Here is a 26,994-nt window from a genome sequence, read left to right as displayed (position 1 = left end):
TTGCTTCGATAAGTTTTTATTATGACAAACCTGACCTTGAAACAGCTGCGTTATTTCGAGGCGCTGACGCGGCATGGCCGCTTCCGTCTCGCCGCCGATGCCTGCTCCATCTCCCAGCCCGCACTCTCCATGCAGATAAAGGAACTGGAAGAGGAGCTCGGCAACAATCTCTTCGAACGCAGCGCCCGCGACGTGAAGCTCACCGCCTTCGGCGAAACCTTTGCGCATCGGGTGCGCGATATCCTGCAAGCCGTCGACGAACTGGGCGAGCTTGCCCGCGCGGCGCGCAATCCCTTCCTCGCGCGCCTGCGCATCGGCATCATCCCGACCGTCGCACCCTATCTGCTGCCGGTCATCATAAACGATCTCAACCGCGCCTTCGACGGGATTCAGATCGATGTGCGCGAAACGCAGACGGCCAGGCTCATCCAGGAACTGACGCAGGGCGAGCTGGATATCGCTATCGTCGCCCTGCCGGTCTCCGAGCCGTCGCTGACCGAAATGAAGCTGTTCGACGAGGATTTCGTGCTGGTGCGCCGGCGCGAGGACGAGGGCAAGCCGGTGCCCGAGCGCGACGCGCTGCGCGAAATGCGGCTGCTGCTGCTGGAGGAAGGCCATTGTTTTCGCGACCAGGCGCTGTCCTTCTGCCGGATCGGAACGGCCAAGCCGCGCGAGATCATGGAAGGCAGCTCGCTCTCGACGCTGGTGCAGATGGTCGGCGCCGGCATCGGCGTCACCCTCATCCCGGAAATGGCCGTGCCGGTGGAAACACGCTCGGCGCAGGTCTCCATCGCCCGCTTTCCCTCGCCTCGCCCCTCGCGCACGATCGGCATGATCTGGCGCAACTCGACACCGCTCGCCAAACAGCTCCGCCAGATCGCCGAGGTCGTGCGCCACTCGGCCGATGACATGCGCAGGGAACCGCAGGTGGACGCTTCCTAGGCATGCGGGCGGTCAAAACCGCTGCATTTGCAGTTTATTTGCACAGGCGTACCGGAATCGCCGAATCAGACCTTCCCTGGCGAGAGGCAAGGGCCTAGGTGGAGATCACTCGCGCAACCCGCGAGCTTCCCCGCGTCATTGGGAGCCAAACCGTGGCGCTTGCTGCCCCGCTTCGTGCGGGGCTCTTTTTTTGCCCGCTCAGAAACTTTTCGGAAACGCCTGGCGCAGCAGTGCCAGCGCCGTCGTGTGCAGAGCGTCGGAACGGACCGTATCGGGATTGAACGTGTCCCAGTACCAGGCGCCGTGCACGAGATAATTCAGCCCTTCGGCCAGCGTATCGATATCCACGCCTTCGTAACCGCCCTCGCGCACCACTTCGGTGAGGAAGGCGCGGGACTGGGCGAGATAGGCCTGGTCGCTCGGCAGGCTGATGATGCGATCGAGCTGTGTGGTCTGACGGTCACCGCCGAACAGCACCCAGACGGTGACCCAGTCTGGATGCTGGATGCGAAAATGCCGGGCGCAGTCGATGGAGGCCACCACGCGCTCCGCCGCCGAAAGACCGGGCTTCCAAACGGTCTTCTGCCAGAGACTGTCGAACTGGTCGTTGAGATATTCCAGCACGGCGCGAAAAAGCTTTTCCTTCGAGCCGAAGTGGAAGACGACGAGCGCATTGGACGAGCCGATCTCGCGGGCGATGCGCTGCATGGTGACCCCGGAGATCCCCTCCTCGGCGATCAGGCGGATGGTCGTGTCGATGATGCGCTGCACGCTCGCCTGCCCGCGCAGGTGCCGGCCGTCCTTGCGGCCGGTCTTGGTCATCGGCGTCGATGTCTCGCCGGCCTCATCGGGCGCGATTACAGAGGCGGCCTTGGGTGTCTTCAACGCATCATTCCAGACTATCGGGCAGGTCCACCGCCCTTATCGGACGGTGGACCGTGCCGGTCAACGGCTCCTCAGAGGCGCGGACGGTTCGCCGCATTGCCGTACCAGCCGCCGACCGCCTCCTCGAAGGCGAGGCCGGCGCGGAAGACGTCGGCATCGCGATAGGTGCGGCCGACAATCTGCAGGCCGGTCGGCACGCCATTGGCGGCATGACCCGTCGGCACCGAAAGCACCGGGCAGCGGCTCATCATGTTGAACGGCGTCGTCATGACCCAGCCGAGCGAGGGATTGACCACCTTGCCATTGATCTCGACGGTATCCATGGAATGGTCGAAATCGGCCGGCACGGCGGGCAGCGCATTGGTCGGGCAGACGAGCACGTCGTAGCGCTCGAGGATCGGGCCGAGCGTCTTGTACATCTCGCCGACGACCTCCAGGCTTGCGACGAAATCCGTGGATTTCGAGGCGCGGCCGAACTCGGCGAACTGGCGGGCATAGGTAGTCATCTTGTCGCCGTGCTCGTCGAGCAGCGTCGAGAGATAGGCGCCGAAAATGTGTTCGAGATAGCCCATGCCTGCCTTGAGGATATGCGGCGGCCAGCCGAGATCGACCTCCTCCACCGTCGCGCCGAGCGAGCGGAAGACGTCGAGGGCGGCCTGCGTGTTCTTCTGTACCTCCGGATCGACTTCGAAGACGCCGAGATCCATGGAAAAGGCGATCTTCCAGCCCTTGATCGGCTTGTAGTCCATGGGCAGGCGCAGCTTCGGGCGGAGCGAGACGATATCGTCGGGGCTCGGACCACACATCACGTTCTGCAGCAGGATCGCATCCTTGACCGTGCGGGCCATCGGGCCGGTATGGCAGAAGAAATCGAGATTGAAGGGCGTGTCGTCGGGGTTGCGGCCATAGGGCGGCTTGTAGCCGACGACGCCGCAGGCGGAGGCCGGAATGCGGATCGAGCCGCCGATATCCGAGCCCGTCGCCAGCGTCGAGGTGCCGGAGGCGAGCGATGCACCGGCCCCGCCGGACGACCCTCCGCAGGTGAAGTCCGGGTTCCACGGATTGCGCGTGACGCCCCACAGCCGCGACCAGGTGGTGCCGGCACAGCAATATTCCGGCGTGGCGGTGCGCGCATGCACGATGCCGCCGGCCGCCATGACGCGGGCATTCATCGTCGAGGTGCGCTCCGCGATATGATCCTTGTGGATCAGCGACCCGATCGAGGTCGGCTTGCCCTTGATCTCGCTTTCATCCTTGATGCCAACAGGCAGGCCTTCGAGAACGCCGGTGCGGGCGCCCTTGGCATATTTCGCCTCCGCCTTGCGGGCGAGATCCATCGCCTCGTCGAAATGCGTGTAGGTCAGCGCATTGACCGAACCCTTCAGCGCCTCGGCCCGGCGGATCGTTGCCTCCATCAATTCCACGGGGGAGAGCTCGCCGCTCTTGAAGAGGCTGATGGCCTCATGGGCACTGAGGTAACACAGGTCGAGATCGTTCATCGATGGCTCCGGGGAGTGGGCTTTGTCGGCCGGGCGCATCACTTCAGCACCTCGGTCCAGATCTTCGTGTAGAGGTCGTTGACCTCCTTGGGGCAGGCCGGCGAGAAAACGCCCTTGGCCAGGAATTCTTCCGGCACGTCGATTTCCGGTGCGTTGCGCATGTCCTCCGGCATGAACTTTTCAGAGCCCTTGATGCCGTTGGCATAGCGCGCATAGGCGGAGATCAGCGCGGCATTCTCCGGGTCCATGATGAAGTTCTGGAACAGTTTTGCATTCTCGACATTCGGCGCCGTCTTCAGCACCGCGACATTGTCCATCCAGATAGGATAGCCTTCCTTCGGATAGCCGTAGACGAACCGGTCGCTCTTCAGCCGCACGCGCATCGCCGCTCCGCCCCAGCTGACACCCGCAGCATAATCGCCGGACGTGTATTTCTCGATGCTGGGATAATCGAACGCGATCCATTTGTCGCGCGCTGCCGCCAGCCGGTCGCGCACCTTGCGCAGGATCGCCTTATCCGCCGTGCAGGCCCCGCCACCTTCATGGTAGATGGCAAGCGACAGGATATCGCCCATTTCCGGGATGACATTGATCTTGCCGACTAGCTCCGGCGGCGGATCGAGGAAGATCGAAGACGTGTTGGGGTCACCGGAATAGACCGATTTGTCGACCATCACGCCGGTCGTGCCCCATTGCCACGGCACGGTGTAGCGCCGGCCGGGATCGAAATCGACGTTCACCCAGCGCGGGTCGATATTCTTGAAATTCTCCATCTGGTCGGGGCGCGATTCCAGAAGCAGCCCCTCGTCGATCCAGATCTTCACGAAGGTCGAGGACGGCACGACGATGTCGAATTCACTACCGCCTTGCCGGGCTTTGGCGATCGCCGTGTCGTTGGAATCGAAGTCGGTGAGCGTCACCTTGACGTCGTAGGTCTTCTCGAACTTCTTGACGAGCTCCGGATTGGTGTATTCGCCCCAGTTGTAGATATTCAGAACCCCGGCGGCCTCGGCCTGCGCAAGCGGCAGAAGCGCGAGGATCGACACGGTGGCAGTCAAAAGCAGGCGCATGAAAGACTCCCTCTGTTGAACGGTTCGGGAGGCCTGCCGTCAGGACAGCCGTCCTCATCGGCGCGGCAGCACCGCACCGGCCGAAACGATCATCGACGTCATGGCGTCCGCGGTCCGGGCTCCTCTCCCCGACCGACGGTTCCGCATTCCCCTCCCAAGGAAAGCGCTGGCGGCAGAAGAAAACAAACTGAATGGTTAGTCAAATAGTTTTTGCGACGAATGCGCGGCCGGAAACGATCGACGATCAGATCGTGTCGTCAGACTGGAAAAGAGAGGCATACCGGGCGACCGCGTCGCCCGGCACGAAATGGCTGCGCATCGTGCGCCCGTCGCGCTTCGTCACGCGCAGGAGATCGCGGGTAACAAGGCAAATGAGTTCCCGCAACACCAGCGCATGGGCAAGGCCGAGCAGACGGGCAAAGGTGCGGCTGTCGCCGGCAATGCCGAGACCGGCGGCCACGACCAGTCCCGCCTGGATCGGCGTCAGAAGCAGATCGTCCGCCTGAAGCCGTGCGACGAGCGCCATGAAGCGCTCGACCTCAGGCAACTCGCCGCTCACGCGGCCTCGCGCTTGCGGAACGTCACCATGATCGACTTGGAGGTCGGCGTATCGCTCTCCTCGCCGGCGCTGCCGAGCGGCACCAGCACGTTGAGTTCGGGATAGTAACCGGCGATGCTGCCGCGCGGAATATCGTAGGGCACGAAGCGGAAATCGGGGGCGATACGCTCGATGCCATCGTCATGATCGCCGACGATATCGATCCGCTCACCCGCAGCCGCGCCCAGCGCCTTCAGATCCTCGGGATGGATGAAGACGACCTGCCGCTCGCCATAGACGCCGCGATAGCGGTCGTCGAGGCCGTAGACGGTGGTGTTGTACTGGTCGTGCGAGCGGAACGTCTGGAGCGCGAAGCGCCCGCCACCGCGCTTGGCGCGCTGATGCACCGTTTCCTGCGGAAGCGGGCCGGAGAAGAAGGAGGCCTTGCCCTCCGGCGTATCCCATTCCCGGTTTGCCGCGCTGTTGCGCAGATGGAAGCCGCGCGGCTTGCGCAGGCGCTTGTTGAAATCCCCGAAGCCCGGAATGGTCGCCTCAATATGGTCGCGGATGCGATCGTAGTCGTCGGCCAGCGCCGCCCAGTCGACCGTGCCGTTGCCAACGGTCGCCGCCGCGATGCCGGCGATGATGGCGACTTCCGAGAGAAGATGCGGCGAGGCCGGGCGGTTGATGCCGGCAGAGCCGTGCACCATGCTCATGGAATCCTCGACGCTGATGAGCTGCGAGTTGCCGGCCGAATTCAGGTCCATCTCGGTGCGCCCTAGGCAGGGCAGGATGAAGGAGACCTCGCCCGGCATCAGATGCGAATGGTTCGGCTTGGTGGCAATGTTCACCGTCAGCTTCAGCCGGCGCAGCGCCTGTTCGACCAGCACGCTATCCGGCGTCGCGCGGGCGAAATTGCCGCCGAGACCGATGAAGGCGTTAGCCGAGCCATCCAACATCGCGCCAATTGCGGCAAGCACATTGTGCCCGTCCTTGCGCGGCATGGCGGTCCCGAAATGCGCTTCCAGCGCATCGAGAAAATCGGCCGGCGGCTTCTCGTTGATGCCGACGGTGCGGTCGCCCTGCACGTTGGAATGGCCGCGCACCGGGCAGAGGCCGGCGCCCGGCCTGCCGATATTGCCGCGCAGCAGCATGAAATTGGTGATTTCGCGGATCGTCGCCACGGAATGCAGATGCTGGGTGACGCCCATTGCCCAGGTGCAGATGACGCGCTCCGCGGTCCTATAGACATCAGCCGCCCGCTCGATCTCGGCGCGGGTCAGGCCGGACTGATCCTCGATGGCGGCCCAGTCGGTCGCCGCGACGGCGGCGCGGTAGTCGTCCAGACCGACGCAATGTTCGGCGAGGAAGGCATGGTCGAGCACCGGCGGCAGGCCCATCGCGACGGCGGCCTCCTCGGCGGCGAACACCGCCTTTGCCATGCCGCGCACCGCCGCCATGTCGCCGCCGAGCTGCGGCTGGAAATAATGGCTGGCAATATCCGTCGCGCCGCCGCGCAGCATTTCGAGCTTGTCCTGCGGGTCGGAAAAGCGCTCCAGCCCGCGCTCGCGGATGGGATTGAACACGACGATGCGCGCGCCGCGCAGGGCCGCCCGGCGCAGGTCGCCCAGCATGCGCGGATGGTTCGTTCCGGGGTTCTGGCCGATCACGAAGATCGCGTCCGCCACCTCGAAATCCTCCAGCAGCACGGTGCCCTTGCCGGTACCGACCGACTGGCGCAGGCCGACGCCGCTCGCCTCGTGGCACATGTTCGAGCAATCCGGGAAATTGTTGGTGCCGTAGAGCCGCACAAAGAGCTGGTAGAGATAGGCCGCCTCGTTGCTGGCGCGGCCGGAGGTGTAGAACTCGGCACGATCAGGGGTGTCGAGGCCCTTGAGGATGCCGCCGATTTCGGCGAAGGCGTCCGCCCAGGCGACCGGCAGGTATCTGTCGCTCGCCGCATCGTAGCGCATCGGATGGGTGAGGCGGCCGTGCAGCTCCAGCTCATAATCCGTCAGCTTGCGCAGGTCCGACACGGTGTGTGCAGCGAAGAAGGCCGGCGAGGCACGCTTTTCCGTCGCCTCCCAGGCGACGGCCTTCACGCCGTTCTCGCAGAATTCGAAGGAGGAGCCGTGTTCCGGATCGCCCCAGGCGCAGCCGGGGCAATCGAAGCCGTCGGGCTGGTTGGCCTTGAGCAAAGTGCGCGCGCCGGAGATCGGCATGCCGCTTTGCAGAAGCTGCTTGCCACAACTCTTCAACGCCCCCCAGCCGCCGGCCGCAGAGGACTTCTTTCCGATAAAAGGTGTGTTCATGCCGCCTGTATTTGCCATCCGGTGCGGCGTATCAAGGGGATGGTTCGTATGGCTTGATAGAAAACAACTATCGAAACCACGCCATCACAGGCCGCTCCGCATAGCAGCGGCGATCCGCGCTGCATCGTCCGGTTCGATAGCCAACAGACCGAACCGCAGCTGGTAGCCCCAATTGCCGGCCCGCGTGAAGGCGAGCTGGTCGAGAAGCGGGCGGATTGGCGTCTCCGCCGCCGGCCACCAGTCGACATCCCGCCGCCAGGGCAGGAAGCCGGGCGCCATTTCCGATTGATAGGGCACGTGGTCGGCAATGGTGCCGATCGCCGTGAAGGCTTGCAATCGATCCTTGCCGCGCATGGTTTCCGCGGGCGAATAATAGATGACGGTATCGCCGGCGGCGGTCCGCCGCAGCGGACCGCTTTTGCCGTGACAGACCTGCATGAAGCCCTGCGCACGCCCGATGCGCACATGTTCGGCCGAAGCGACGGCAATCCAGGCGCGCGAAATGGCTCAGCCTCCATCCGTGACGGTGTAGACGCGCAGGCGATGCCCGTCGGGATCGGTGGCGACGAAGCTGCGGCCGAAATCCAGCTCGGTCGGCGGCATCAGGATGGTCGCGCCGTTGGCGCGCCATTCGGCATGCCATCGATCGACCTCAGCGGCGCTGTCGACCTTGAAGCCGATCTCCGATCCGCCGCCCGGCACCGACGGCGCCGGCTCGACGCCATCGCGCCCCCACAAGCCGAGGCCGAGACCGGACTTCAGGACGAAGATGACGAAGGTCGGGCTCGCCTCGACCGGCTTCTGGCCGAGGATGCGTTCGTAATAGCGGCCGCTCTCAGCCGCGTCCTTTACGTAAAGAAGAATGCTGTTGGACATGCTGTTCTCCTGTCTTGGTTGGATAGGAGAAAGCTAACACCGCATGCTGTCAGTTTCTGGCAGCATCATGCACCACGCAGCGGAATTCCCTCGGCTTCGCGCCATGCCCGCAGCATGGCCTGCCGCCGCCTCGGATAGCGGATATCCAGCACGTCGGCCGTTTCGATCCGGTCGGTGCGGAAATGGCGGAAACTCTCGCGCAATTCGCACCAGCCGATGACCACGCGCGCATGATCGAAGAAGGAGAGTGCGAAGGGCCAGATGGTGCGGGCCGAGGCTTCGCCGGAACCACTGCGATAGGTGATAGCAAGTTTGCGCTCCATGCGGATCGCCTTGCGCAGCAGCGCGGCATCGATGCTGTCGGCGGGCAGTTTAGCGCCCGGTCCGACCAGAAGCGGCGACGTATCCAGTTCGTTGCGCAGGTCGGCCGGCAGCACGGCGGCGATCCTTGCCAGCGCATTGCGCGCGGCACCGCTCAGATGGCTGTCCGCCCGGTCGGCAACCCAGCGGGTGCCGAGCACCAACGCCTCGATCTCCTCGGCGGAAAACATCAGCGGCGGCAGGAGGAAGCCGGGCTTCAGCACATACCCCACACCCGGTTCGCCCTCGATATCGGCGCCCTGCGCCTGAAGGCTGGCAATATCGCGGTAGAGCGTGCGCAGGCTCACCCCCGTCTCCTCCGCCAGCGCTTTGCCGCTGACCGGCCGGCGATGGAGGCGCAGGGCTTGCAGGAGATCGAAAAGGCGCTCGGATCGGGACATGACGCCAGTCTATAGAAGAGGCCTGCCGCCAGAAAGTGGCAGCAGGCGGCAAACGGGCCTCAGTTCAGGCCTGTGATCATCGAGACGATCTCGTTCTTGTTCGTCTCTGCTGTGTTGCGGATGCCGATCTGCTTGCCGCGGCGCAGGACGCAGATGCGATCCGACAGCTTGAACACCTGATCGAGGCTGTGGCTGATGATCAGCACGCCGATATTGCGCGACTTCAGCGACTGGACGATCGCCTCCACCTTGGCCGTCTCGGCAACGCCAAGCGCCGCCGTCGGCTCGTCGAGCAGGATGAGCTTGCTCGCCCAGCGCGTCGCGCGCGCAATCGCCACGCCCTGCCGCTGGCCGCCGGAGAGGTCGCGGATCGTCGCATGGGCCGAGGGGATGCGCACGTCGAGTTCCTTCACCAGCTTTTCCGTCTCGGAAATCATAGTGCGCCGGTCGAGCAGGCCGAAGCGGTTCACCGGCTCGCGGCCGAGGAACATGTTCATATAGACGGTCTGCTGGTCGGCGAGCGCAAGGTCCTGATAGACCACCTCGATGCCATGGGCGCGCGCCATGCTGGCGCTCGCCATCGACACCGTCTCGCCCTCTATGGTGATCGAGCCCGAGGTCGGTGCATAAACGCCGGAGACGATCTTGATCAGTGTCGACTTGCCGGCACCATTATCGCCGACGAGCGCCACGATCTCGCCCGGATGGATATCGAGCGAAAAATTCTCGATGGCCGTGACGGCACCGAAACTCTTGCGGATGTCCTTCAGGACGAGGACGGGTTCGGAAGATTGCGTCTGCATCGTTCTCTCCTAGACCGGCCAGGCGGCGGTTTCGCCGAAACTGTTTTCGATGGTCTCGACTTTCGGCACCCCCTTCGAGATGCCCGAGACGCCGACGACAAAAGCGCGCGTGACAAAGGCCTGTCCGCGGAAGCCGAAGACGGCGGTATCGCCCGGCTGCGGCGCGGCGGGGCCTTCGGCATCGATCATCGCGTAATAATCGATGGCCGAGGGCGGCGGCACCTCGACGCTGCGCAGCGCGCTTGCCGCAACGGTCGGCTCGCGGCCGACGACGGCTTTCACGTCGTAAGCCGGGAAGATCGGATCGATATAGAAGCCGCCGCCGAAGCAATAGGCCTTGCCGCCCGAAAGATGCGAGACCTCGGTGAGGTAAAGTACGGCCGGCAGTTCCGGCAGGTCTTCCATGACATGCAGTGCCGTCGTGCCGTGCAGGCCGTTGCCCGGCTCGCATTGCGTGGCGCCGGCTTCGGCAAGCGCGCCGAGCAAGACTGAGGAGGTCGTGCCGGGGGCATTCACCTCGATATCACGGCGCCCGGCCTTGGCCAGCGCCTCGGCGGCCTTGGTCAGTGTCGCGAGGTTCGGCGTCGGCAGCACCTTGCGGCTGGCATGGTCGAAGAGCAGCGCCGGGAAGGTGGTGATGCCGGCGAAGCGGCCGCCCTCAAGCGCATCGAGACGGTCGGCAACGGCGGCGATATCGGCGGCATCGAAACCGCCCTCATGGCCGCGATAGAAGGTGTCTCCTTCGGCACGGATGCGGGCGAGCAGGTTCTGCACATAGCCGGCGGCCTTTGCGCCGGAAGCGGCTTCCTCCGCCTTCGTGTCGTTGAAGACGGTCCAGTAATCCGGCCGGATGCGCTCGGCCGCCGCCTTCGCCTCGTGGCGGGCGACCTGCTGGAGATGGCCGAGATGACCGACCTTGAGGCCCGCCCTGTGCGTGGCGCGGGCGCAGGCCATGTCGACGGCGACGGCACGGTCGATGCCGCCGCGCTGTACGGCGGCGCAGAAGGAACTCGCACGACCGACCTGCTTGGTCATGGCGAAGGTCTTCAGGCCGTGTTTATCGGCCTCGGCCTTGATCACGCGGGCATTGGCTTCGACGGCATCGAGATCGAGCACATAGGCATTGGCGGGGATGAGGCCTTGCTGGTGCAGCGCCATGGCGGCTTCGATGAAGGCGGGGTTGCGGCGGCGCAGAACGTCGAGAAACATGAAATCCTCCTTCAGCGGGCTTTTTCGCGCAGCGAGACGGCGACTGCGGCGAGAATGATGAGACCGCGAACGATCATCTGGTCGGAAACGGACAGGCCCATCAGGATGAGGCCGTTGTTGAGCATGCCCATCATCAGCGAGCCGACGAGCGCACCGACGACCGAGCCCTTGCCGCCATTGAGCAGCGTGCCGCCGACGATGACGGCGGCAATGACCGTCATCAGGTCGGTTTCGCCAAGCGTGTATTTCGCCGCCTGCAAGCGGCCGGCATAGAGCAGGCCGGCAAGCGCCGCGAGGCCGCCCGAGAGCATCATGACGGCAAGGCGGATGCGCGGCACGCCGATACCGGAAACGCTCGCCGCGCGGTTGTTGTCGCCGGTCGCCAGCACATGGGCGCCGAAACGGGTTTCGCGATAGACGATATGGCCGATCAGGATGGCGATGACCGTCCACCAGACGAGCGAGGGAATGCCGAGCAGTGCACCCGAACCGAAGAAACCGGTGAAGGCGCTGTCGGTGACGGGGATGGAGCGCAGGTCGGTCAGCGAGCGCGCCACGCCGGCAAAGAGCCCCATCGTGGCCAGCGTGACCAGGAAGGACGGCAGGCGCACATAGGCGACGAGCACGCCGTTGACGAGACCGATCGCAAGGCCCGCACCCAATCCGACAGCAACACCGGCCACCATGCCATAGGCATTGATGGTGACGGCGGCGGCAAGGGCGGAGACGGCGACGATGGAGCCGATGGAAAGATCGATCTCGCCGGCCGAGAGCACGAAGACGAGGCCAATCGCCATGATCGTCGCCGGCGCGGTCTGCAGGACGATGTTGGAGAGGTTGCGCACCGTCAGGAAGCCGCTGTCGCGCAACACGATGGCAAAGAACAGGAAGATCGCCAGGAAGCCGAGATAGACGACATAGTGCTGGAGATTGATGCGCTTCAGAAGAGGCGATCTCTCCATCGGCGCCGACAACGGCGTGGCCGTCTGCTTGGGTTGGGACATGGCGATCATCCTCACGGGAGCCGGGTCTTTCAGCGGGAGACGAACTCCCGCCGCATGGCTTACTTCAGGGCTTCGACGATGCTTTCGGGCGCATCCTTGTTGAGCGAGGCCTTCCAGCCGTCGAGCACGTTGCCCTTGGTGACGGCAAGCGAATCCACAACGAGGAAGGGGGCAGCCTCCTTGCCGATCAGCGATCCGGCAGCGGCCCGCGCGGCGGTGCGGCCGATGTTATAGGCTTCATCCGCGACGATCGCCGCGAAATGGCCGCCCTTGACCATGTCGAGCGCCGCCGGTTCGTTGAGATCGAGCGTGACGATCTTCGTCTTGGTGTTGCCGGCAGCCTTAAGGCTGGAGAGCAGGCTGAGCGCCGGTTCGGCCCAGGTGACGTAGATGCCGTCGAGATCCGGGTTTTGCGTCAGCAGGCCCTGAGCGATCTCCTCGGCGCGCGCCGGATCAGCCATGCCGGCCTCGGCGACGATCGACATGTCGGGATAATCCTGCTCGATCGTCTTCTTGAACGCCTGGTCGCGCTGGTTGGTCACGTAGAAATCGGCGTCATGGAAGATGTAGCCGAGCTTGCCCTTCTTGCCGAGCGCCGTGGCCATGGCATCCGCCGCCTTGCTGCCCATCTGGAAGAGGTCGTCGGAGACGATCGTCACATAATCCTTGCCGTGTTCGTAGCCGGCGGGCGAATTGTCGACGAAGGCGAGTTTGACGCCGGCCTTGCGGGCGGGATCGTAAACGGCGGCGGCCGTCGCCGGATCGACCGGCAGCGACAGGATGATGGTCGGCTTCTTGGCAAGCACCGTCTCGACATCGGCCTGCTGGCGGGCCGCGTCGAAGCCGGCATCCGTCTGCGCCACGACTTCAATGCCAAGTGCTGCAAATTCGTCCTTGGCGCCGCGATCGACCGCGCCGGTATATTCGCTCATCTCATGCCAGACGAGGGCGGCGGAATATTTGCCCTCCTTGACCTTCGCGATCTCGGCGTCCGTCAGCGTGACGGAGGCAGCCGGGGTGGGCTTTTCGCCATGCGGGCCGACGGTCGCACCATCGGCGGCAAACAGGCTGGTGGAAACAAGGCACGCGGCTGCAAGTGCGGGCAGTCCTGAAAATCTGGGCATCGTTCTTCCTCCAATGAAACCGGTGATGGGAGGGCGCCAAAGCGCCCTCCGGGGATCACTTCGCGGCGTCGAGAATGCTCTGCGGCGCATCGCGGTTGAGCGATTCCTTCCAGCCTTCCGCCACGTTGTCCTTGGTGACGGTGAGCGCCGGGGCAACGATGAAGGCGGGCGTTTCCTGGCCGAGCAACGACTTCAGGCCAGTCGTGGCCATGGCGCGGCCGAGCTCATAGGCCTTGTCCGCCACGAGCGCGACGACGGCGCCGCCCTTGACCATGTCGAGGCCGACGGGTTCGGCAAGATCGAGCGTCACAATCCTCGTGCTGGTGTTGCCGGCCGCGCGAAGGGCGGCGAGCACGCCATCTGCCGGTTCCGCCCAGGTGACGTAGATGCCGTCGAGATCGGGATGCTTCAGCAGCATGGCGCTGGCAAGTTCCTCCGCGCGGGCCGGGTCGGTGATGCCCTGCTCGGCGACGATCTTGATATCCGGATAGTCCTTCTCGATGGTCGACTTGAAGGCATTGTCGCGCTGGTTGGTCACGTAATAGGTCGCGTCGTGGAAGATCCAGCCGACCTTGCCCTTTCCGCCCATCGCCTTGGCCAGCGCATCGGCTGCCTGCTTGCCCATCTGGAAGAGGTCGTCGGTGACGATGGCCGCATAGTCCTTGCCGTGTTTGTAGTCGGCCGGCAGGTTGGACAGGAAGACGAGCTTGCTGCCATCCGTGACGGCCTGGCGGAAAGCTTCGGCCGAGGTGACCGGATCGAGCGGCAGCGCGAGAATGACATTCGGTTTGGCGGCAAGCGCCGTCTCGATGTCGGAACGCTGGCGGGCAGCATCGAAGCCGGCATCCGTCTGCACCACGACCTCGACGCCCGCGCGGGCGAATTCGTCCTTGGCGCCCGCCGTCACGGCGTTCACGAAGTCGGAGGAGGTGTGCCAGAGCAGGGCCGCCTTGTAGCCCTTGTCCTTCAGCGCCGCGATATCCGCGTCAGAAAGAGTTACCTCGGCGCTCGGAGTCGCTGCTTCACCGGCCGGGCCGACGGTCTGGGCAAGCGCGGGCGCGGTCGAAAGCAGCAGACCCGCCAGCACGGTGGCATTCAGAAATTTGCGCATGAACATGATGTCGTTCCCTCTTTTGATTGTTCGTTCACTCAGTCGATCACGCCGCAATAGCGGGCCATGAAGCTTGCGAAGGCGACGATGCCGGCGAGATATTCCTCGACATCGACATGCTCCTCGAATGTGTGGCAGTTCCTGATGTCGCCGGGCGCGCAATAGACCGCAGGCACGCCGAGCCGGTTGACGAAGAACGGCGATTCCGACCAGAAGGGCGCCCCTTCGACAAGGCCGCGGCCGGGCATGGCGGCGGCCACAGCCTCCGACAGCAGCGCGACGTCGGGACTGTCGGCGGCGATCTCCGCCGCCGTGCCGCCGAGCGCATGGTCGCGACCGGCGGGATAGGCGATCTCGACGCGAATCTCGGGGTCTTCGACGGCGCCGCGGATGACGGCCTCCATCTCGGCCGCCGCGGTATCCAGCGATTCCCCCGGCAGGAGCTTGCGGATCAGCGAGAGCTTGCAGGTCTCCGGCACGGCGATGAAGCCGCCGCCTTGCAGGCCGGTGATGAGCAAGAAGCCACGGCCGATCAGGTCGTGTTCGGCACGCGCCGAAACCACATCGGAATGGCGCCAGAGGGCGGACATGACGGCATGGCTCGCCTTCAATGCATCCTTGCCGAGTTCCGGCACGCCGAAATAGGCGGATTTGCCCGTGATGGTGATGTCGGCGATGAAGAAACCGATCTGGGCCGGATAGACGGCAAGGCGGGTCGGTTCGACATAGACGGTGAAATCGGGGCGGGCGACGGCGCCGCTTTCGATGCGCGCGACATAATCCTTTATGCCGGCCGAAATGCCGGAGCCGGGTTCGCCGCTCTCCTCGTCGCCGACAAAGGCGAAGCCAAGATCACCGGCAAGGCGGATACCAGCCTTGTCCAGCAGGGAGAGGGCGGCAAGCGAGGTGCAGATACCGGCCTTGAGATCCCCTGCTCCGCGTCCCCAGATCGCGCCGTCAATGATCGGCGCACCGAAGGGGTCTTCGCGTTCGGTACCGGCCCAATGCTCGCGCCAGCCTTCGACATGGACGGTGTCCGTGTGACCGATGAACAGCAGGCGGCGGTCGCCGGTGACGCCCTTGCGTTCACCCCAGACATTCGGCCGGCCGGGCAGGAAGTCCGCGGTCTCGACGGCCTCAACGCCACGCGCGCGCATTTGGGCTTCGAGATAGGAGACGACGGTCGCCTCGTTGCCGGTGACGCTGTTGCAGCCGATGGCGCCGCGCAGCAGCGCGATGGCATCGTCACGGTCGAGGGCGGCGCGCAGGCGCTCGATGAGGACAGTCGTCATTGCGCGACCTCCCGGAGGGCGACCGTGCTGGCCGGCGGCAGCGAGATGCGGCTATCGGGCGTATCGGCGCCGAACAGCGTGTTGTGCAGATGGCCAAGCCCTATGGCGGCAGCGCCGACCAGGGCGGCACGCGCGCCGAGCGCGCTCGCCTCGACATCAATCGGATAGGGGAAGCACTGCGGCAGGAAGATTTTTACCCGCTCCAGCATTTCCGGGCGCAGGCCGATAGAGCCGCCGAGGATGACCTTCTGAGGATTGGCAATGACGGCGATGGCGCCGATGCCGCGAGACAGCAGGCGCGCCGTGTCGTCGAGTACCTTCAGCGCATCGGCATCGCCTTCGGTGGCGAGATCGAAGATCGCCGGCACCGCGAGGGTCTTGCCGCTCGCCGCGCGAAAGCGGTCGATGATGCCGGCGGAGGCGACGACGCGTTCGAAGGCGCCGTAATGCAGGGATTCCGGCTCGAAGGGATCAGCGCCGAAGGGCAGGAAGCCGAGCTCGCCCGCCGCATGACTTGCGCCACGCACCAGATTGCCGCCGACCATCAAGCCGCCGCCGATACCCGTGCCGAGCGCGATATAGGCGAGATTGTCGATGCCCTGCCCTTGCCCCAGCCAGTTCTCGCCGAGCACGGCGAGGTTGACGTCGTTTTCCAGCATGACGTCGAAGCCGAACCCCTCTTCGAAGGCAGCGGCAACGTTCATCGTATCGAGATGGGGAATGTTCGGCGCGAGCAGGATGCGGCCGGTCTTGTCATCGGGCGCGCCGGGCGCGCCGATGACGGCCAGCCGGATGCGTTCGCGGGCAATGCCCTGTGCATCGGCAGCGCGAAAACACATGTCGACGATCTGGTCAACGACCGCCTGGCCGCCGCGAGGGTCGGTCGGCGCCACATCCTCGGCGAAGACCTGACAGGTGAGGTCGGCGATGGCGACGCGCACCTTGGTGCCGCCGAGATCGACCGCGGCGATATAGGCGGCATCCGGCACCAGCTCGTAGGTCACGGCGGTGCGGCCGACATGGCCGCTGGTGCGCCCGGTCTCGCGCACCCAGCCCTCGATTTCGAGCTGGCGCACGATTTCCGAGATCGTCTGCTTGGAAAGGCCCGTCAGCTTGGAGATCGAGGCCCGCGAGATGGGGCCGCCCTGCACGATCGTTTCCATGACCGCCCGCTGGGAGAATTTCCGGGATATCCGAAGGGTCTCGCTCACATCCGCCTCATTTAATTCGTTCAGTCACCGAACTAAATAATGGTTTTGAATGTCCGTCAAGGGTGGCGGGGAAAAAATCGTGACGGGCGGCGGTGGTTCGGCGCTGCCCAAACCGGAGCCGGCGTGTGTTTTCGCCACCATCCCTTCGTGGTCGCGACCGAGGACATGGCCTCCCAAAATCGGTAGCCAGCACGCCTTCAAGATTTTTTTCGGTCCCCGATTGACGGACCGGAAAAAATCAGCGCACGATTAAATCAAATTGATTGACTCTTAAAAATGAGAGCGAAAAGGGGAATGAAATGCCAATCAATACAAAGGATTATCTTTTCATGACGCGCCGGGGGCTGCTTCTGTCGGCGGCGGCGATGAGCGCCTCGCTGATGGTGGGCGGTGCCTTCGCGACATCGGCGAAGGCCGAGGCCGTGCTCACCATGCACATCGAGGAACAGACGAGCTGGGTGCAGAATTTCAACCCGTTCGACCTCGGCGGACGCCGCCAGAGCACGATGGATTTCATTTACGAGCCGCTGGTCATCTTCAACCCCGATGACGGCGGCAAGCCGGTCTTCCGCCTCGCCACGGATTTCAAGTTCTCCGACGACATGACGTCGATCACCTACACGATGCGGCCCGACGTCAAATGGTCCGACGGCCAGCCGCTGACTTCGGCTGATGTCAAATACACGCTCGATCTGATGCTGAAGAACCCGGCCCTCGACACCGCCGGCGTCGGCGAAACCGTCGCCTCCGTCGAGGCGCCCTCGCCGACCGAGGTGGTCATCAATCTCAAGGGCGTCAACAGCCAGTTCCCGGAATCGCTCTCCGACCTGGCCGTCGTGCCGGAGCATATCTGGAAGGATGTCAGCGATCCCGTCGCCTTCAAGAACGAAAAGCCCGTGGGCTCCGGCCCGATGACCGAAATCCGCCGCTTCACGCCGCAGGTCTATGAGCAGTGCCGCAACCCGAACTACTGGGACGCCGCCTCGCTGCATGTCGATTGCCTGAAGCTGCCGCAGATCGCCGGCAACGACCAGATGCTGGCGCTATTGCCGGAAGGCAATCTCGACTGGATCGGCTCCTTCCTGCCGCAGATCGACAAGACCTTCGTGGCGCTCGACCCCGAGCATAACGGCTACTGGCAGCCGCCGGCCGAAACCGTCGCCTTCCAGATGAACCTGAAGAGCAGCGACGCGGCGAAGAACGAAGCCTTCAACGACCTGAATTTCCGCCGCGCCTTCAGCCTTGCCATGGATCGCACCGCCATGGTCGATATCGCCAGCTTCGGCTATCCCAAGGTCAACCTGCATGCAAGCGGCCTGCCGCCGCGCTTCGAGGCCTGGCGCAACCCTGAAGCGGAGGGCGCCAAGGATGAATGGATGACCTTCGACGTCGAAAAGGCCAGCAAGCTGCTCGACGATGCCGGCTACGCCAAGGGCGACGACGGCATGCGCAAGACGAAGAGCGGCAAGCCGCTTGCCTTCACCATCATCATCCCGAACGGCTGGACCGATTGGATCGATACCGCGCAGATCGCCGCCGAAGGCCTGCGCGCCGCCGGCCTCAACGCCACGGTCGCGACGCCGGAATACGAGCAGTGGCAGAAGCAGCTGCTCGAAGGCAGCTTCGACGTGGCGTTCCAGTCGCGCGCCGACGGCTCGACGCCGTTCCGCGGCTATTACCAGTCGATGTCCACGGCCTTTGCCGGCCGCATCACCACCGCGCCGTCGCGTTACTCCAATCCGAAGCTCGACGCCCTATTCGATGCCTATCGCAAGGTGACGACGGACGAGGAGCACAAGAAGATCTTCAACGACATCCAGGTGATCGTCGCCGACGACCTGCCGATGGTTCCGATCTTCAACGGCCCGACCTGGTTCCAGTATTCCACCAAGCGCTTCACCGGCTGGGTGACGGACAAGGAACCCGTCATGAACCCGGAGAACCATGACAACAACCGCATGCGCCTCGTGCACCTGCTCCGCTTGAAGCCGGTGGAATAAGGCAGGATTAAGGGATGTACATCTCCTCCCGGCGCCTCGGCGTCTATGCGGTGGCGCTCGGCTTTGCGATCGTCATGAACTTCACGGTCCCCCGGCTCATGCCGGGGTCCCCCGTCGATGCGATGGTCGCCCAGCTCGGGCCGCGCGCGACACCCGCCGCCATCGAGGCGATCAAGGCCAGGTTCGGCGCCGTCGAGGCGCCGATCACCGCCCAGTTCCTCGATTATATCAAGGGGCTGGCGACGCTCGATCTCGGCGTCTCCGTCAAATATTACCCGCAGACCGTGACCGAGGTGCTCGCCCGCTCAACGCTCTGGACGCTGTTCCTCGTCGTGACGGCGATCACCTTCTCACTCGTCGTCGGCACCCTGCTCGGCGCCATCGCCGCCTGGCGGCGCGGCGGACGGTTCGACACGGTCGTCTCGCCGTTTTCGGTGGTCATGATCGCCGTGCCGCCCGTCATCATCGCGCTTTCCGCGCTCTTCGTCTTCGGCGTGTCGCTGCGCTGGTTCCCGGTCGGTTATGCCTATGATCCAAACCTCGATCCCGGCATCAACTTCACCTTCGCCGGCAGCGTCTTCTACCACGCCATCCTGCCCGTGCTGACGCTCTCGCCCTATCTCATCGGCGAGTTCCAGACGACCATGCGCTCCTCGATGATCTCCGTGCTCGGCGAGGACTATGTCACGATGGGCCGCGCCAAAGGGCTGACGGCGGCGACCGTCATGCTCGGCTACGGCGCACGCAACGCCATGCTGCCGGTGCTGACCAATCTCGCCTTGATGCTCGGCGCCGTCTTCGGCGGCTCCATCGTTACCGAGATCGTCTTCAACTATCCGGGCCTCGGCCTCACGCTTTTCACCGCCAGCGTGGCGCGCGACTATCCCGTCATCCAGGGCCAGCTGCTCTTGATGACACTCGCCACGCTCGGCGCCAATCTTCTCGTCGATATCATCTACGGCGTCATCGACCCGAGACTGAAGGACGGTTCCGCATGATATCCGGCCTGAAAATCCTCATGCAGCAGAAAAAGGCCGTCGCCGGCCTGATCATCATCGTGGCGCTGTGCCTGATGGCGCTTTTCGCACCCGTCATCGCGCCCGGCGCGCCGAGCGCCCGCGTCGGCCGTTCGCACCAGCCGCCGACCGTCGAGCATGTTTTCGGCACGACGAAAATGGGCCGCGACGTCTATACCCAGTTCGTCTGGGGCTCGCGCACCTCGCTCGCCGTCGGCTTCGCGACGGGCATCGCCATCACCATCGTCGGCACCGCCATCGGCCTGATCGCCGGCTATGCCGGCGGGCGCACCGATGCAGCCCTCGACCTTGCGACCAATGCGGTGCTCGTCATCCCGAACATCCCGCTTCTGATCCTGCTCGCCTCCTTTGCCGGCACCGTCGGGCCGCTCGCCATCATGGCGATCATCGCGCTGACTTCCTGGCCCTGGGGGGCGCGCATGACGCGCTCGCAAACCATGGCGCTGCGCAACCGCGATTTCATCACCGCCGCACGCATGATCGGCGAGCCCGCCTGGCGCGTGCTCTTCGTCGAGCTCCTGCCCAATCTCCTGCCGCTAATCGGCATCAATCTCGTCGGCAGCATCATCTATGCCGTCGTCGCCCAGACGACGCTCGAATATCTCGGTTTCGGCGATCCCTTGCAGGTCACCTGGGGCACGATGCTCTACAATGCGCAGAATTCTTCCGCGATCATCCTCGGCGCCTGGTGGGATATCGGCGCGCCCGCCGCCGGCATCGCGCTGATCGGGCTCGGCCTGGCCCTCGTCAATTTCACCTTCGACGAGATCGCCAATCCACAGCTGCGCTCCGGCCCGGCGCTGACGCGGTGGCTGCGCCTCAACCGCCTGCGCAACCGAAGCCTTGGAGGCGCACGATGAGCGACACGCTGCTGCAAATTCGCAATCTCGAGGTCGATTATCTCCTCGACAAGGGCGCCTTCCGCGCCGTGAAGAACGTTTCTTTCGATATCGGCCGCGGCGAGATCTTCGGGCTTGCCGGGGAATCGGGCTGCGGCAAGAGCACCATTGCCTTTGCCATCACCCGCCTTGCCAAGTCGCCGGCCTGGGTGACCGGCGGCGAGATCCTGCTCGATGGGCGCGATCTGCTGAAACTGCCGGAAGGCGAGATGCAGAAGGTGCGCTGGCGGCGGGTCGGCATGGTGTTCCAGAGCGCCATGAACTCGCTGAACCCGCTGATGCGCGTCGAGGCGCAGTTCCACGACGTGCTGCACCGGCATACCGGCGCGACGCGGGCGCAATCGCGCGAACGGGCGGAAGCTATGTTCAAGCTGGTCGGCATATCGACAAGCCGGCTTAAGGATTATCCGCATCAGTTCTCCGGCGGCATGCGCCAGCGCATCGTCATCGCCATCTGCCTCGCCTTGCAGCCGGAACTGATCATCATGGACGAACCGACGACGGCGCTCGACGTGGTCGTGCAACGCGAAATCCTCGAACAGGTCATCGACCTCCAGCGCAGCCACGGCTTCTCCGTGCTCTTCATCACCCACGACCTGCACCTGATGGCGCAGCTCTGCCATCGTATCGGCGTCATGCTGAAGGGGGAATTGGTGGAGGTCGGGGATGTCCAGCAGGTGAGCAGTGCTCCCGCGCACGACTATACCCGCAAGCTCTGGAACGCCATTCCGCAGCTGCCCGGCCGCCGGGAACTGGCAGGAGGCGTAGCATGAACCTCGCCCCCAGCCTTTCCCTTCCGACCGCGGAGCCGATCATCCGTCTCGACGCTATCGAGCGCAGCTTCGGCGCCGTGCAGGCGCTGCGCGGCATTTCGCTGTCGCTGACGCCGGGCCGCGCCTTGGCGCTGGTCGGCGAATCCGGTTGCGGCAAGACGACCTGCGCCCGCATCATCGCCCGCATGGACCAGCCGACATCGGGCCGCCTCTCCTTCCGTGGCCGCGACGTCACCGTAACGGGCACGCGCGCCGAGGAAAAAGCCTATCGCCGCGAGGTGCAGATGGTCTTCCAGGACCCGTTCTCCTCGCTCAATCCGGTCTTTTCCATTGACCACCACCTCTCCCGTCCCGTGCTTCTGCACCGCCATGCCCAGGGCAAGGCTGATGTCGCGGATGCGGTTTCCACCCTGCTGGCCGATGTCGGGCTCGATCCCGCGGTGACACGGCGGAAATATCCGCACGAGCTTTCGGGCGGCCAGCGCCAGCGCGTCAACATTGCGCGTGCGCTCGCCGTGCAGCCGGGCGTGCTCGTGGCCGACGAACCGACCTCGATGCTCGACGTTTCGATCCGCCTCGGCATCCTGGAACTGCTCGCCCGCATAAAGCATGAGCGCAGCCTGGCGCTGCTCTACATCACCCACGACATCGCGACCGCCGCCCATGTGGCGGAAGAGATTGTGGTGATGTTCGCCGGCCAGATGGTCGAGTGGGGCGAGACGGAGGCCGTCATCGCCGATGCACGCCATCCCTATACGCAGCTCTTGCTTTCGGCCGTGCCTGACGGCGCCAGACCCTTTATCATCGGCGAGAGCGCGCGGTTTCTCGAACGGGCGGAAAAGGTCCGTGCGCTCTCGCGCCCGACCTCGACCGTGGTCGAGCAGGTCGGGAAGAACCATTTCGTGCGAGCGCTTGCGCCGCAAAGCTAGAGGATTTCAGCTTGGACTATCTCGTCAATCTCTCGCTCCTCACCCCGAAGCCGGACCTCGACGCCAGAATGGCGGAGGCCGGCGTCACCATCCGCCGGCCGCTGGCGCCGGAAGCGCGGCTGGTGACCGAATGGGTCGAGGAAAAATTCGGCAAGGGCTGGGCGAGCGAGACGGCCGTTTCGCTGTCGCGTCAGCCGCCGACCTGCTTCATCGCGACACGCGCGCAAAAACTCGTCGGCTTCGCCTGTCATGAATCGATTGCCCGCGGCTTCTTCGGCCCGACCGGCGTCGACGAAGCGGTGCGCGGGCTCGGCATCGGCCATGCGCTGCTGCTCGCCTCCCTCTTCGACCTGAAAAACATGGGCTACGGCTATGCCATCATCGGCGATGTCGGCCCCTCGGCCTTCTACGAAAAGACGGTCGGCGCCATGCCGATCCCCAATTCCGCCCCCGGCGTCTATGCCGGATTGCTCGACGTTACCTGATCCTCCTGGAGCATCTCCGGTCCGCCGGAAATGCTCCAGGGGTTCCGTTTTAACCGCATTGTCCCGCGCCGAAGCGATCCCGCTGCGGCCGGACATGCTCCAGACCTCAGAGACTGCCATGCCGACATCCGGCCGCTCCACCTTTGCCCTTGAAACCTCCTGGGCGCCCGCCACCGACGACCAGCCACTCGCCTATATTCTCAAGCTGACCAACCATTCGAAATCGTCGCTTGCCGGCTTCCGCCTCTGCGTCAGCGGGCCGGGCCGGGTCGATCCGGCCGCAAGCATCGATGGCGGCTCGCTCGGCACGCGGCTTTCCAACTTCACCGAACTCCTGCCGCCGGAGGGTTTCGTGCTGGAGCCCGAGTCCACCTGGACCGTCGCCGTGTACGGCCTCAGCTGGGCCTTCAAGCACTGGACGGACGGCGCGCGCGGCGCCTATCTCGTGCTGGCCGACGGGAGTACGCTTTCCGTCGGCACCGGGCCGACGCTCAAGGTCGGCGGCAACGCACCGCCGAAGCGCGGCGTCGCCGCCTTCCCTGTTCCCATGAGCCCGCCGGTCCCCGTTTCGGTAATCCCCTGGCCGAAAGAGGTCGCCGTTTCCGGCCGACGCGCTACACCCGCCGGCTTCACGCTGATCGCCGACGTCACTGAGGCGACGGCCGCCGCGGAAGCGTTCACAAGGCTCACGGAAGACCTGTTTGCCGTGGAAGGCATCGTCCGCTCCGCGTCGGAAGGCGGGCTGCCAGTCCAGCTGCACCTGAAGGACGGACTTGCAGCGGAGGCATATGAGGTCACCTTCGCCGCCGGCTCGGTTTCGATTGCCGCCTCCGGGCGCACCGGCCTGCTCTATGGCCTGATCACGCTCGGCCAGATCTGGCGCGGCGCGCGGCATTTCCCTGATGCCTACAGCTTCCCCGCTGCGGGCACGATCACCGACGCCCCCTCCATGGACTGGCGCGGCCTGCATCTCGATGTCGCGCGCCAGTTCTACGGCGAGGCCGAGATCCGCAAGCTTCTTGCCATCCTCGCCTGGAGCAAGCTCAACCGCTTCCACTGGCACCTCTCCGACGACGAATCCTGGCGCGTCGAAATCGACGCCTATCCGGCGCTGACCGAGATCGGCGCCTGGCGCGGCCATGGTCTCCCCGTCCCGCCGCTGCTCGGCACCGGCCCGGAAAGGACCGGCGGCTTCTATACGAAAGCCACGATCTGCAGCATCGTCGCCTATGCCCGGACGATCGGCATCGAGATCGTGCCTGAAATCGACGTGCCCGGCCATTGCTTCGCCATGCAGATGGCGATTCCGGAGCTGCGCGACCCGCAGGAACAGGGCAGCTACTATTCAGTCCAGGGTTTCCCGGACAATTGCCTCAACCCGGCGCGCGAAAAGACCTATGACGTGCTGGAGACGATCTTCAAGGAACTGATCGAGCTCTTCCCCTTCAAGACGATCCATGTCGGCGCCGACGAGGTGCCGATCGGCGCCTGGTCGGGCTCGCCGGAGGCGCTGGCGAAACTGTGCGACATCAGCGGCGCGGCCATGGCCGAGGCCCATGCGCGCCGGCTGAACGTCATCACCAACACGCATGGCGCAGACGCCATCGACGGTTCGGGTGCGGCGGTGCTGCAGGCAATCTTCCTCAAGCGGATCCAGACCTTCCTCGCTTCGCAGGGCTGCGTTACCGGTGGGTGGGAAGAAGCGGCGCATGGCAATGTCATCGACAAGGCCGCGACCTATCTCTGCGGCTGGCGGGACATGGACGTCTCGGCAGCACTTGCCGGCGAGGGCTATTCCATGGTCGTCTGCCCCGGCCAGGCCTATTATCTCGACATGGCCAACAGCCCCGACTGGGACGAGCCGGGCGCCAGCTGGGCGGGCTGGTCTGCCCCGGAAATGACCTACCAGTTCGATCCCGTCGCCGGCTGGAACGCGGCGCAGAAAGCGAACCTTCGGGGCGTGCAGGCCTGCATCTGGTCGGAGCCGATGAAGGATCGTGCCGTCTTCGACCGTCTTGTCTTCCCGCGCCTTTCGGCCATCGCCGAAACCGGCTGGACGGTGCCGGAGCGCAAATCCTGGGAGCGCTTCAAGGCCGCCGCCGGCCTGATGCCGGTGCTCTACGGCTTCCCGCTCGCGTAAGCAAAAGCTTACGCGACGGGCTTCTGCAACACCGCAAATTGCGGGTTCGTCTCGGAAAAGACCGGCAAAGCGGCAGCGCCCAGAATAGACGTGTCCTTGCCGGTCGCCGCGATCATGATGCGGGGTATGCGCCGCTCTTCCGTCGGATCGACGGGCGGATAGAGTGGTTCCATGCGCGCGGCGAGCCGCGCCAGCAGCCCCGCAGGCATCGGCCCGCCCAGCACGATGGTCTGGGGATCAAAAGCCAGTTCCAGGAAATCGATGGTCCGGCGCATCGGCTCGGCCGCCGCGTCGAGCCATCCGTCGAGAGCGGACCCGGCTCCCTCCACCATCCCATCCAGTTCATCGACTGTGTAGGCGCCGGGATCTGATATCTTCAGGTGCTCGTAAGCCGCCCCGAGCGAAACGTAACGGTCGAGGCATCCGCGCTTGCCGCAGATGCAGGGCAGGCCATCGGGCTCGACGACGATATGGCCGATCTCGCCGGCATTGGCCCGGCTGCCGCGATAAAGATGCCCGTCGAGGAACATGCCCGCCCCGATGCCGCCACCGAGGAAGAGATAGACGAAGCTGCTGAGGCCACGGGCGACGCCATAGAGCCGTTCGCCGATCGCCGCCGCCGTCGCATCGTTCTCAACCAGAACAGGCACGCCGACGAGCCGCTCCAGCGCCGGCCCCACCTCGAAATGCTGCCAGCCCGGCAGGGCTATGGGGGTCAGCGAGGTCACGCCCTCAGCCGCATAGCGCCCGGGCATGGCGATGCCGACACCGAGCAGGCGGTTGCGGTCGAAGGCGAAGGCCTCCTGCAATTCCCTGCTGATCGCGGCGAGGATCGGGATCGCCTGCTCCGGCGTCGGCGGGTCGATGGGCCTGACGATACGGGCGCGGATCGTGCCCGAGAGGTCGGTCAGCACGCCGGCCGCATGATCGCGCTCCAGCTCCAGGCCGATCGAATAGGCACCGTCGGGATTGATCGAATAGGGCGTGAAGGGCTGGCCGCGCGCCAGCTTCTGCGGGCTGTCGGCCTTCAGGAGTTGCGAGCCTTCCAGCTCCTCGACGATGTTCGACACGGTCTGTGCCGTCAGCGCCGTCAGGCGGGCGATCGCGGCGCGCGACAATGGACCGTTGGTGCGGATCGCCTCGATCACGACCCGCCGGTTGTGCGCTTTCGCCTGTTCGAGATTGGTGCCGGAAATGGCTTTCATGATGGGGATAGTTTCACCGGATGCACCCGCGCCCGCAAGCGCTTTCAATCCATTCGGCATAAGCGGGAATCGGCCGCGTGGCCAGCGAATTGGCTGGTTATCCCGCAAAAGCGGCAGGGCACCCGTTCGGGGTGCCCTGCCTTGGAATTTTGAAGGCTCTGCCGTTACTTCGCCGCCGGTTCGAGAGTGCCGGTCGCAGGCGCGCTCTTCCCGGCGCTCATCTTCTTATAGAGGAAAAAATAGAGCCTGATGTACTGGCCGATGAGGATGGCATTGATAATCGTGCCCTCACGGATGAACTGGATTTCGCCGAGGAAGCCGAGGCCGATCAGCGCCGACGTCACGAGCAGCGTGCAGTCGAAGCCCGTCTTGATGTTGCCCCACTTCCAGCCGGTGCGCTTGAAGATCGTGTTGACGAACATGTCGATCGGCATCAGCACGAGATTGGCGCGGATCATCAGGAAGAGGCCGAAGGCAAGCGCCGCATCAGCAAAGACCAGCAGCGCGACCCGGTAATAGTAATCCTCCAGCACGATGAATTCGGTGAGCTTTAGGTTGAGATCGAGGAACACCGCCAGCACGAAGGCTGGGATGAGCGAGGCGAAATTCTTGAGCTTGAAGTCCTTCGGCAGCACGAAATAGGTCAGCGCGAGCATGATCAGCTCGAGCATGAAATTGTAGGTGCCCTGGCTCAGCGGCGGATAGACCAGCGTCATGGTGCGCGTCAGGCTGCTCTGCGGCGAGATGCCGACACCGGCGCGGATCGCCAGACTGACGCCGAAGGTCAGGATGTAGATGCCGAGGACATACATGATCCAGCGGCGGGTGAGGCTGCCGGTATCGACGATTTCGGCTTCCGCCGCATTGTGTGCCATGGTTTCCTCCCAAA

25 protein-coding genes are annotated in these 26,994 nt (G+C 64.6%); 8 read left to right on the top strand and 17 right to left on the bottom strand.

All coding sequences use genetic code 11. The features are described 5' to 3' along the window. The first annotated feature begins 21 nt into the window (after nucleotides 1-21). Nucleotides 22-942 (top strand): hydrogen peroxide-inducible genes activator, encoded by a 921-nt coding sequence (locus AC27VQ_RS00815; RefSeq protein WP_488714802.1) that lies wholly within the window; start codon nucleotides 22-24, stop codon nucleotides 940-942. A gap of 198 nt (nucleotides 943-1,140) precedes the next feature. Here the strand turns inward: AC27VQ_RS00815 and AC27VQ_RS00810 are convergent, their stop codons facing one another. The 15 genes from AC27VQ_RS00810 to AC27VQ_RS00740 form a co-directional block, all read right to left on the bottom strand. Continuing rightward, a complete protein-coding gene (locus AC27VQ_RS00810; protein WP_488714801.1) occupies nucleotides 1,141-1,827 on the bottom strand; it encodes a TetR/AcrR family transcriptional regulator in 687 nt (228 codons plus the stop codon). 71 nt (nucleotides 1,828-1,898) lie between these two features. Further along, nucleotides 1,899-3,326, bottom strand: a complete 1,428-nt coding sequence (locus tag AC27VQ_RS00805; RefSeq protein WP_488714800.1) for an amidase — start codon at nucleotides 3,324-3,326, stop codon at nucleotides 1,899-1,901. Nucleotides 3,327-3,364: 38 nt separating this feature from the next. Next, nucleotides 3,365-4,396 carry an extracellular solute-binding protein gene (locus AC27VQ_RS00800; RefSeq protein ID WP_488714799.1) on the bottom strand — a complete coding sequence of 344 codons (1,032 nt, stop codon included), beginning with the start codon at nucleotides 4,394-4,396 and terminating at the stop codon, nucleotides 3,365-3,367. 244 nt (nucleotides 4,397-4,640) lie between these two features. Then, nucleotides 4,641-4,955, bottom strand: coding sequence for a hypothetical protein (locus AC27VQ_RS00795; RefSeq protein ID WP_488714798.1), 315 nt, complete (start codon nucleotides 4,953-4,955; stop codon nucleotides 4,641-4,643). Further along, nucleotides 4,952-7,246 (bottom strand): FdhF/YdeP family oxidoreductase, encoded by a 2,295-nt coding sequence (locus AC27VQ_RS00790; protein WP_488714797.1) that lies wholly within the window; start codon nucleotides 7,244-7,246, stop codon nucleotides 4,952-4,954. The genes AC27VQ_RS00795 and AC27VQ_RS00790 overlap by 4 nt, the downstream gene beginning before the upstream one ends. An 84-nt stretch (nucleotides 7,247-7,330) precedes the next feature. Beyond that, nucleotides 7,331-7,750, bottom strand: a complete 420-nt coding sequence (locus AC27VQ_RS00785; protein ID WP_488715233.1) for an EVE domain-containing protein — start codon at nucleotides 7,748-7,750, stop codon at nucleotides 7,331-7,333. Between the two features lie 3 nt (nucleotides 7,751-7,753). Next, on the bottom strand, nucleotides 7,754-8,122 hold the full coding sequence (locus AC27VQ_RS00780; RefSeq protein WP_488714796.1) for a VOC family protein: 369 nt from the start codon (nucleotides 8,120-8,122) through the stop codon (nucleotides 7,754-7,756). A gap of 65 nt (nucleotides 8,123-8,187) precedes the next feature. Next, entirely contained in the window at nucleotides 8,188-8,883 is a 696-nt protein-coding gene (locus AC27VQ_RS00775) for a helix-turn-helix transcriptional regulator (RefSeq protein WP_488714795.1), read from the bottom strand. A 59-nt stretch (nucleotides 8,884-8,942) separates the two neighbouring features. Continuing rightward, nucleotides 8,943-9,686, bottom strand: coding sequence for an ATP-binding cassette domain-containing protein (locus AC27VQ_RS00770; RefSeq protein WP_313527906.1), 744 nt, complete (start codon nucleotides 9,684-9,686; stop codon nucleotides 8,943-8,945). A 9-nt stretch (nucleotides 9,687-9,695) separates the two neighbouring features. Next, nucleotides 9,696-10,895 carry an alanine racemase gene (locus tag AC27VQ_RS00765; RefSeq protein ID WP_488714794.1) on the bottom strand — a complete coding sequence of 400 codons (1,200 nt, stop codon included), beginning with the start codon at nucleotides 10,893-10,895 and terminating at the stop codon, nucleotides 9,696-9,698. An 11-nt stretch (nucleotides 10,896-10,906) separates the two neighbouring features. Next, a complete protein-coding gene (locus AC27VQ_RS00760; RefSeq protein ID WP_488714793.1) occupies nucleotides 10,907-11,899 on the bottom strand; it encodes an ABC transporter permease in 993 nt (330 codons plus the stop codon). A 59-nt stretch (nucleotides 11,900-11,958) separates the two neighbouring features. Further along, nucleotides 11,959-13,023, bottom strand: a complete 1,065-nt coding sequence (locus tag AC27VQ_RS00755; protein ID WP_488714792.1) for a substrate-binding domain-containing protein — start codon at nucleotides 13,021-13,023, stop codon at nucleotides 11,959-11,961. A 55-nt stretch (nucleotides 13,024-13,078) separates the two neighbouring features. Next, nucleotides 13,079-14,134 carry a substrate-binding domain-containing protein gene (locus AC27VQ_RS00750; protein ID WP_488714791.1) on the bottom strand — a complete coding sequence of 352 codons (1,056 nt, stop codon included), beginning with the start codon at nucleotides 14,132-14,134 and terminating at the stop codon, nucleotides 13,079-13,081. A 38-nt stretch (nucleotides 14,135-14,172) separates the two neighbouring features. After that, entirely contained in the window at nucleotides 14,173-15,426 is a 1,254-nt protein-coding gene (locus tag AC27VQ_RS00745; protein ID WP_488714790.1) for a M20 family metallopeptidase, read from the bottom strand. Next, the gene (locus AC27VQ_RS00740) at nucleotides 15,423-16,637 is read right to left on the bottom strand and encodes an ROK family transcriptional regulator (protein ID WP_488714789.1); all 1,215 of its coding nucleotides are present in this window, start codon (nucleotides 16,635-16,637) and stop codon (nucleotides 15,423-15,425) included. Before AC27VQ_RS00740 ends, AC27VQ_RS00745 begins: the two co-directional genes overlap by 4 nt. Nucleotides 16,638-17,002: 365 nt before the next feature. Here AC27VQ_RS00740 and AC27VQ_RS00735 point away from each other — a divergent pair, with 365 nt between their 5' ends. The 7 genes from AC27VQ_RS00735 to AC27VQ_RS00705 all read left to right on the top strand — a co-directional run bounded on the left by AC27VQ_RS00735 (nucleotide 17,003) and on the right by AC27VQ_RS00705 (nucleotide 24,900). Beyond that, a complete protein-coding gene (locus AC27VQ_RS00735; RefSeq protein ID WP_488715232.1) occupies nucleotides 17,003-18,637 on the top strand; it encodes an ABC transporter substrate-binding protein in 1,635 nt (544 codons plus the stop codon). 14 nt (nucleotides 18,638-18,651) lie between these two features. Then, nucleotides 18,652-19,635 carry an ABC transporter permease gene (locus AC27VQ_RS00730; RefSeq protein ID WP_488714788.1) on the top strand — a complete coding sequence of 328 codons (984 nt, stop codon included), beginning with the start codon at nucleotides 18,652-18,654 and terminating at the stop codon, nucleotides 19,633-19,635. Then, entirely contained in the window at nucleotides 19,632-20,534 is a 903-nt protein-coding gene (locus tag AC27VQ_RS00725; RefSeq protein WP_488714787.1) for an ABC transporter permease, read from the top strand. Before AC27VQ_RS00730 ends, AC27VQ_RS00725 begins: the two co-directional genes overlap by 4 nt. Continuing rightward, nucleotides 20,531-21,346 (top strand): ABC transporter ATP-binding protein, encoded by an 816-nt coding sequence (locus AC27VQ_RS00720; RefSeq protein ID WP_488714786.1) that lies wholly within the window; start codon nucleotides 20,531-20,533, stop codon nucleotides 21,344-21,346. The genes AC27VQ_RS00725 and AC27VQ_RS00720 overlap by 4 nt, the downstream gene beginning before the upstream one ends. Continuing rightward, nucleotides 21,343-22,275 carry an ABC transporter ATP-binding protein gene (locus tag AC27VQ_RS00715; protein WP_488714785.1) on the top strand — a complete coding sequence of 311 codons (933 nt, stop codon included), beginning with the start codon at nucleotides 21,343-21,345 and terminating at the stop codon, nucleotides 22,273-22,275. The genes AC27VQ_RS00720 and AC27VQ_RS00715 overlap by 4 nt, the downstream gene beginning before the upstream one ends. An 11-nt stretch (nucleotides 22,276-22,286) precedes the next feature. Continuing rightward, nucleotides 22,287-22,760 (top strand): GNAT family N-acetyltransferase, encoded by a 474-nt coding sequence (locus AC27VQ_RS00710; protein WP_488714784.1) that lies wholly within the window; start codon nucleotides 22,287-22,289, stop codon nucleotides 22,758-22,760. A gap of 118 nt (nucleotides 22,761-22,878) precedes the next feature. Beyond that, a complete protein-coding gene (locus tag AC27VQ_RS00705) occupies nucleotides 22,879-24,900 on the top strand; it encodes a beta-N-acetylhexosaminidase (protein ID WP_488714783.1) in 2,022 nt (673 codons plus the stop codon). An 8-nt stretch (nucleotides 24,901-24,908) separates the two neighbouring features. Here AC27VQ_RS00705 and AC27VQ_RS00700 read toward each other — a convergent pair whose 3' ends face one another. Both AC27VQ_RS00700 and AC27VQ_RS00695 read right to left on the bottom strand, forming a co-directional pair. Then, nucleotides 24,909-26,105, bottom strand: a complete 1,197-nt coding sequence (locus AC27VQ_RS00700; RefSeq protein WP_488714782.1) for an ROK family transcriptional regulator — start codon at nucleotides 26,103-26,105, stop codon at nucleotides 24,909-24,911. Nucleotides 26,106-26,269: 164 nt separating this feature from the next. Further along, nucleotides 26,270-26,980, bottom strand: coding sequence for a YczE/YyaS/YitT family protein (locus AC27VQ_RS00695; protein ID WP_488714781.1), 711 nt, complete (start codon nucleotides 26,978-26,980; stop codon nucleotides 26,270-26,272). Nucleotides 26,981-26,994 lie beyond the last annotated feature (14 nt).

The organism is Shinella sp. 20P9.1.1, assembly GCF_057798995.1.
This window is presented reverse-complemented; position numbering and strand designations above follow the sequence as displayed.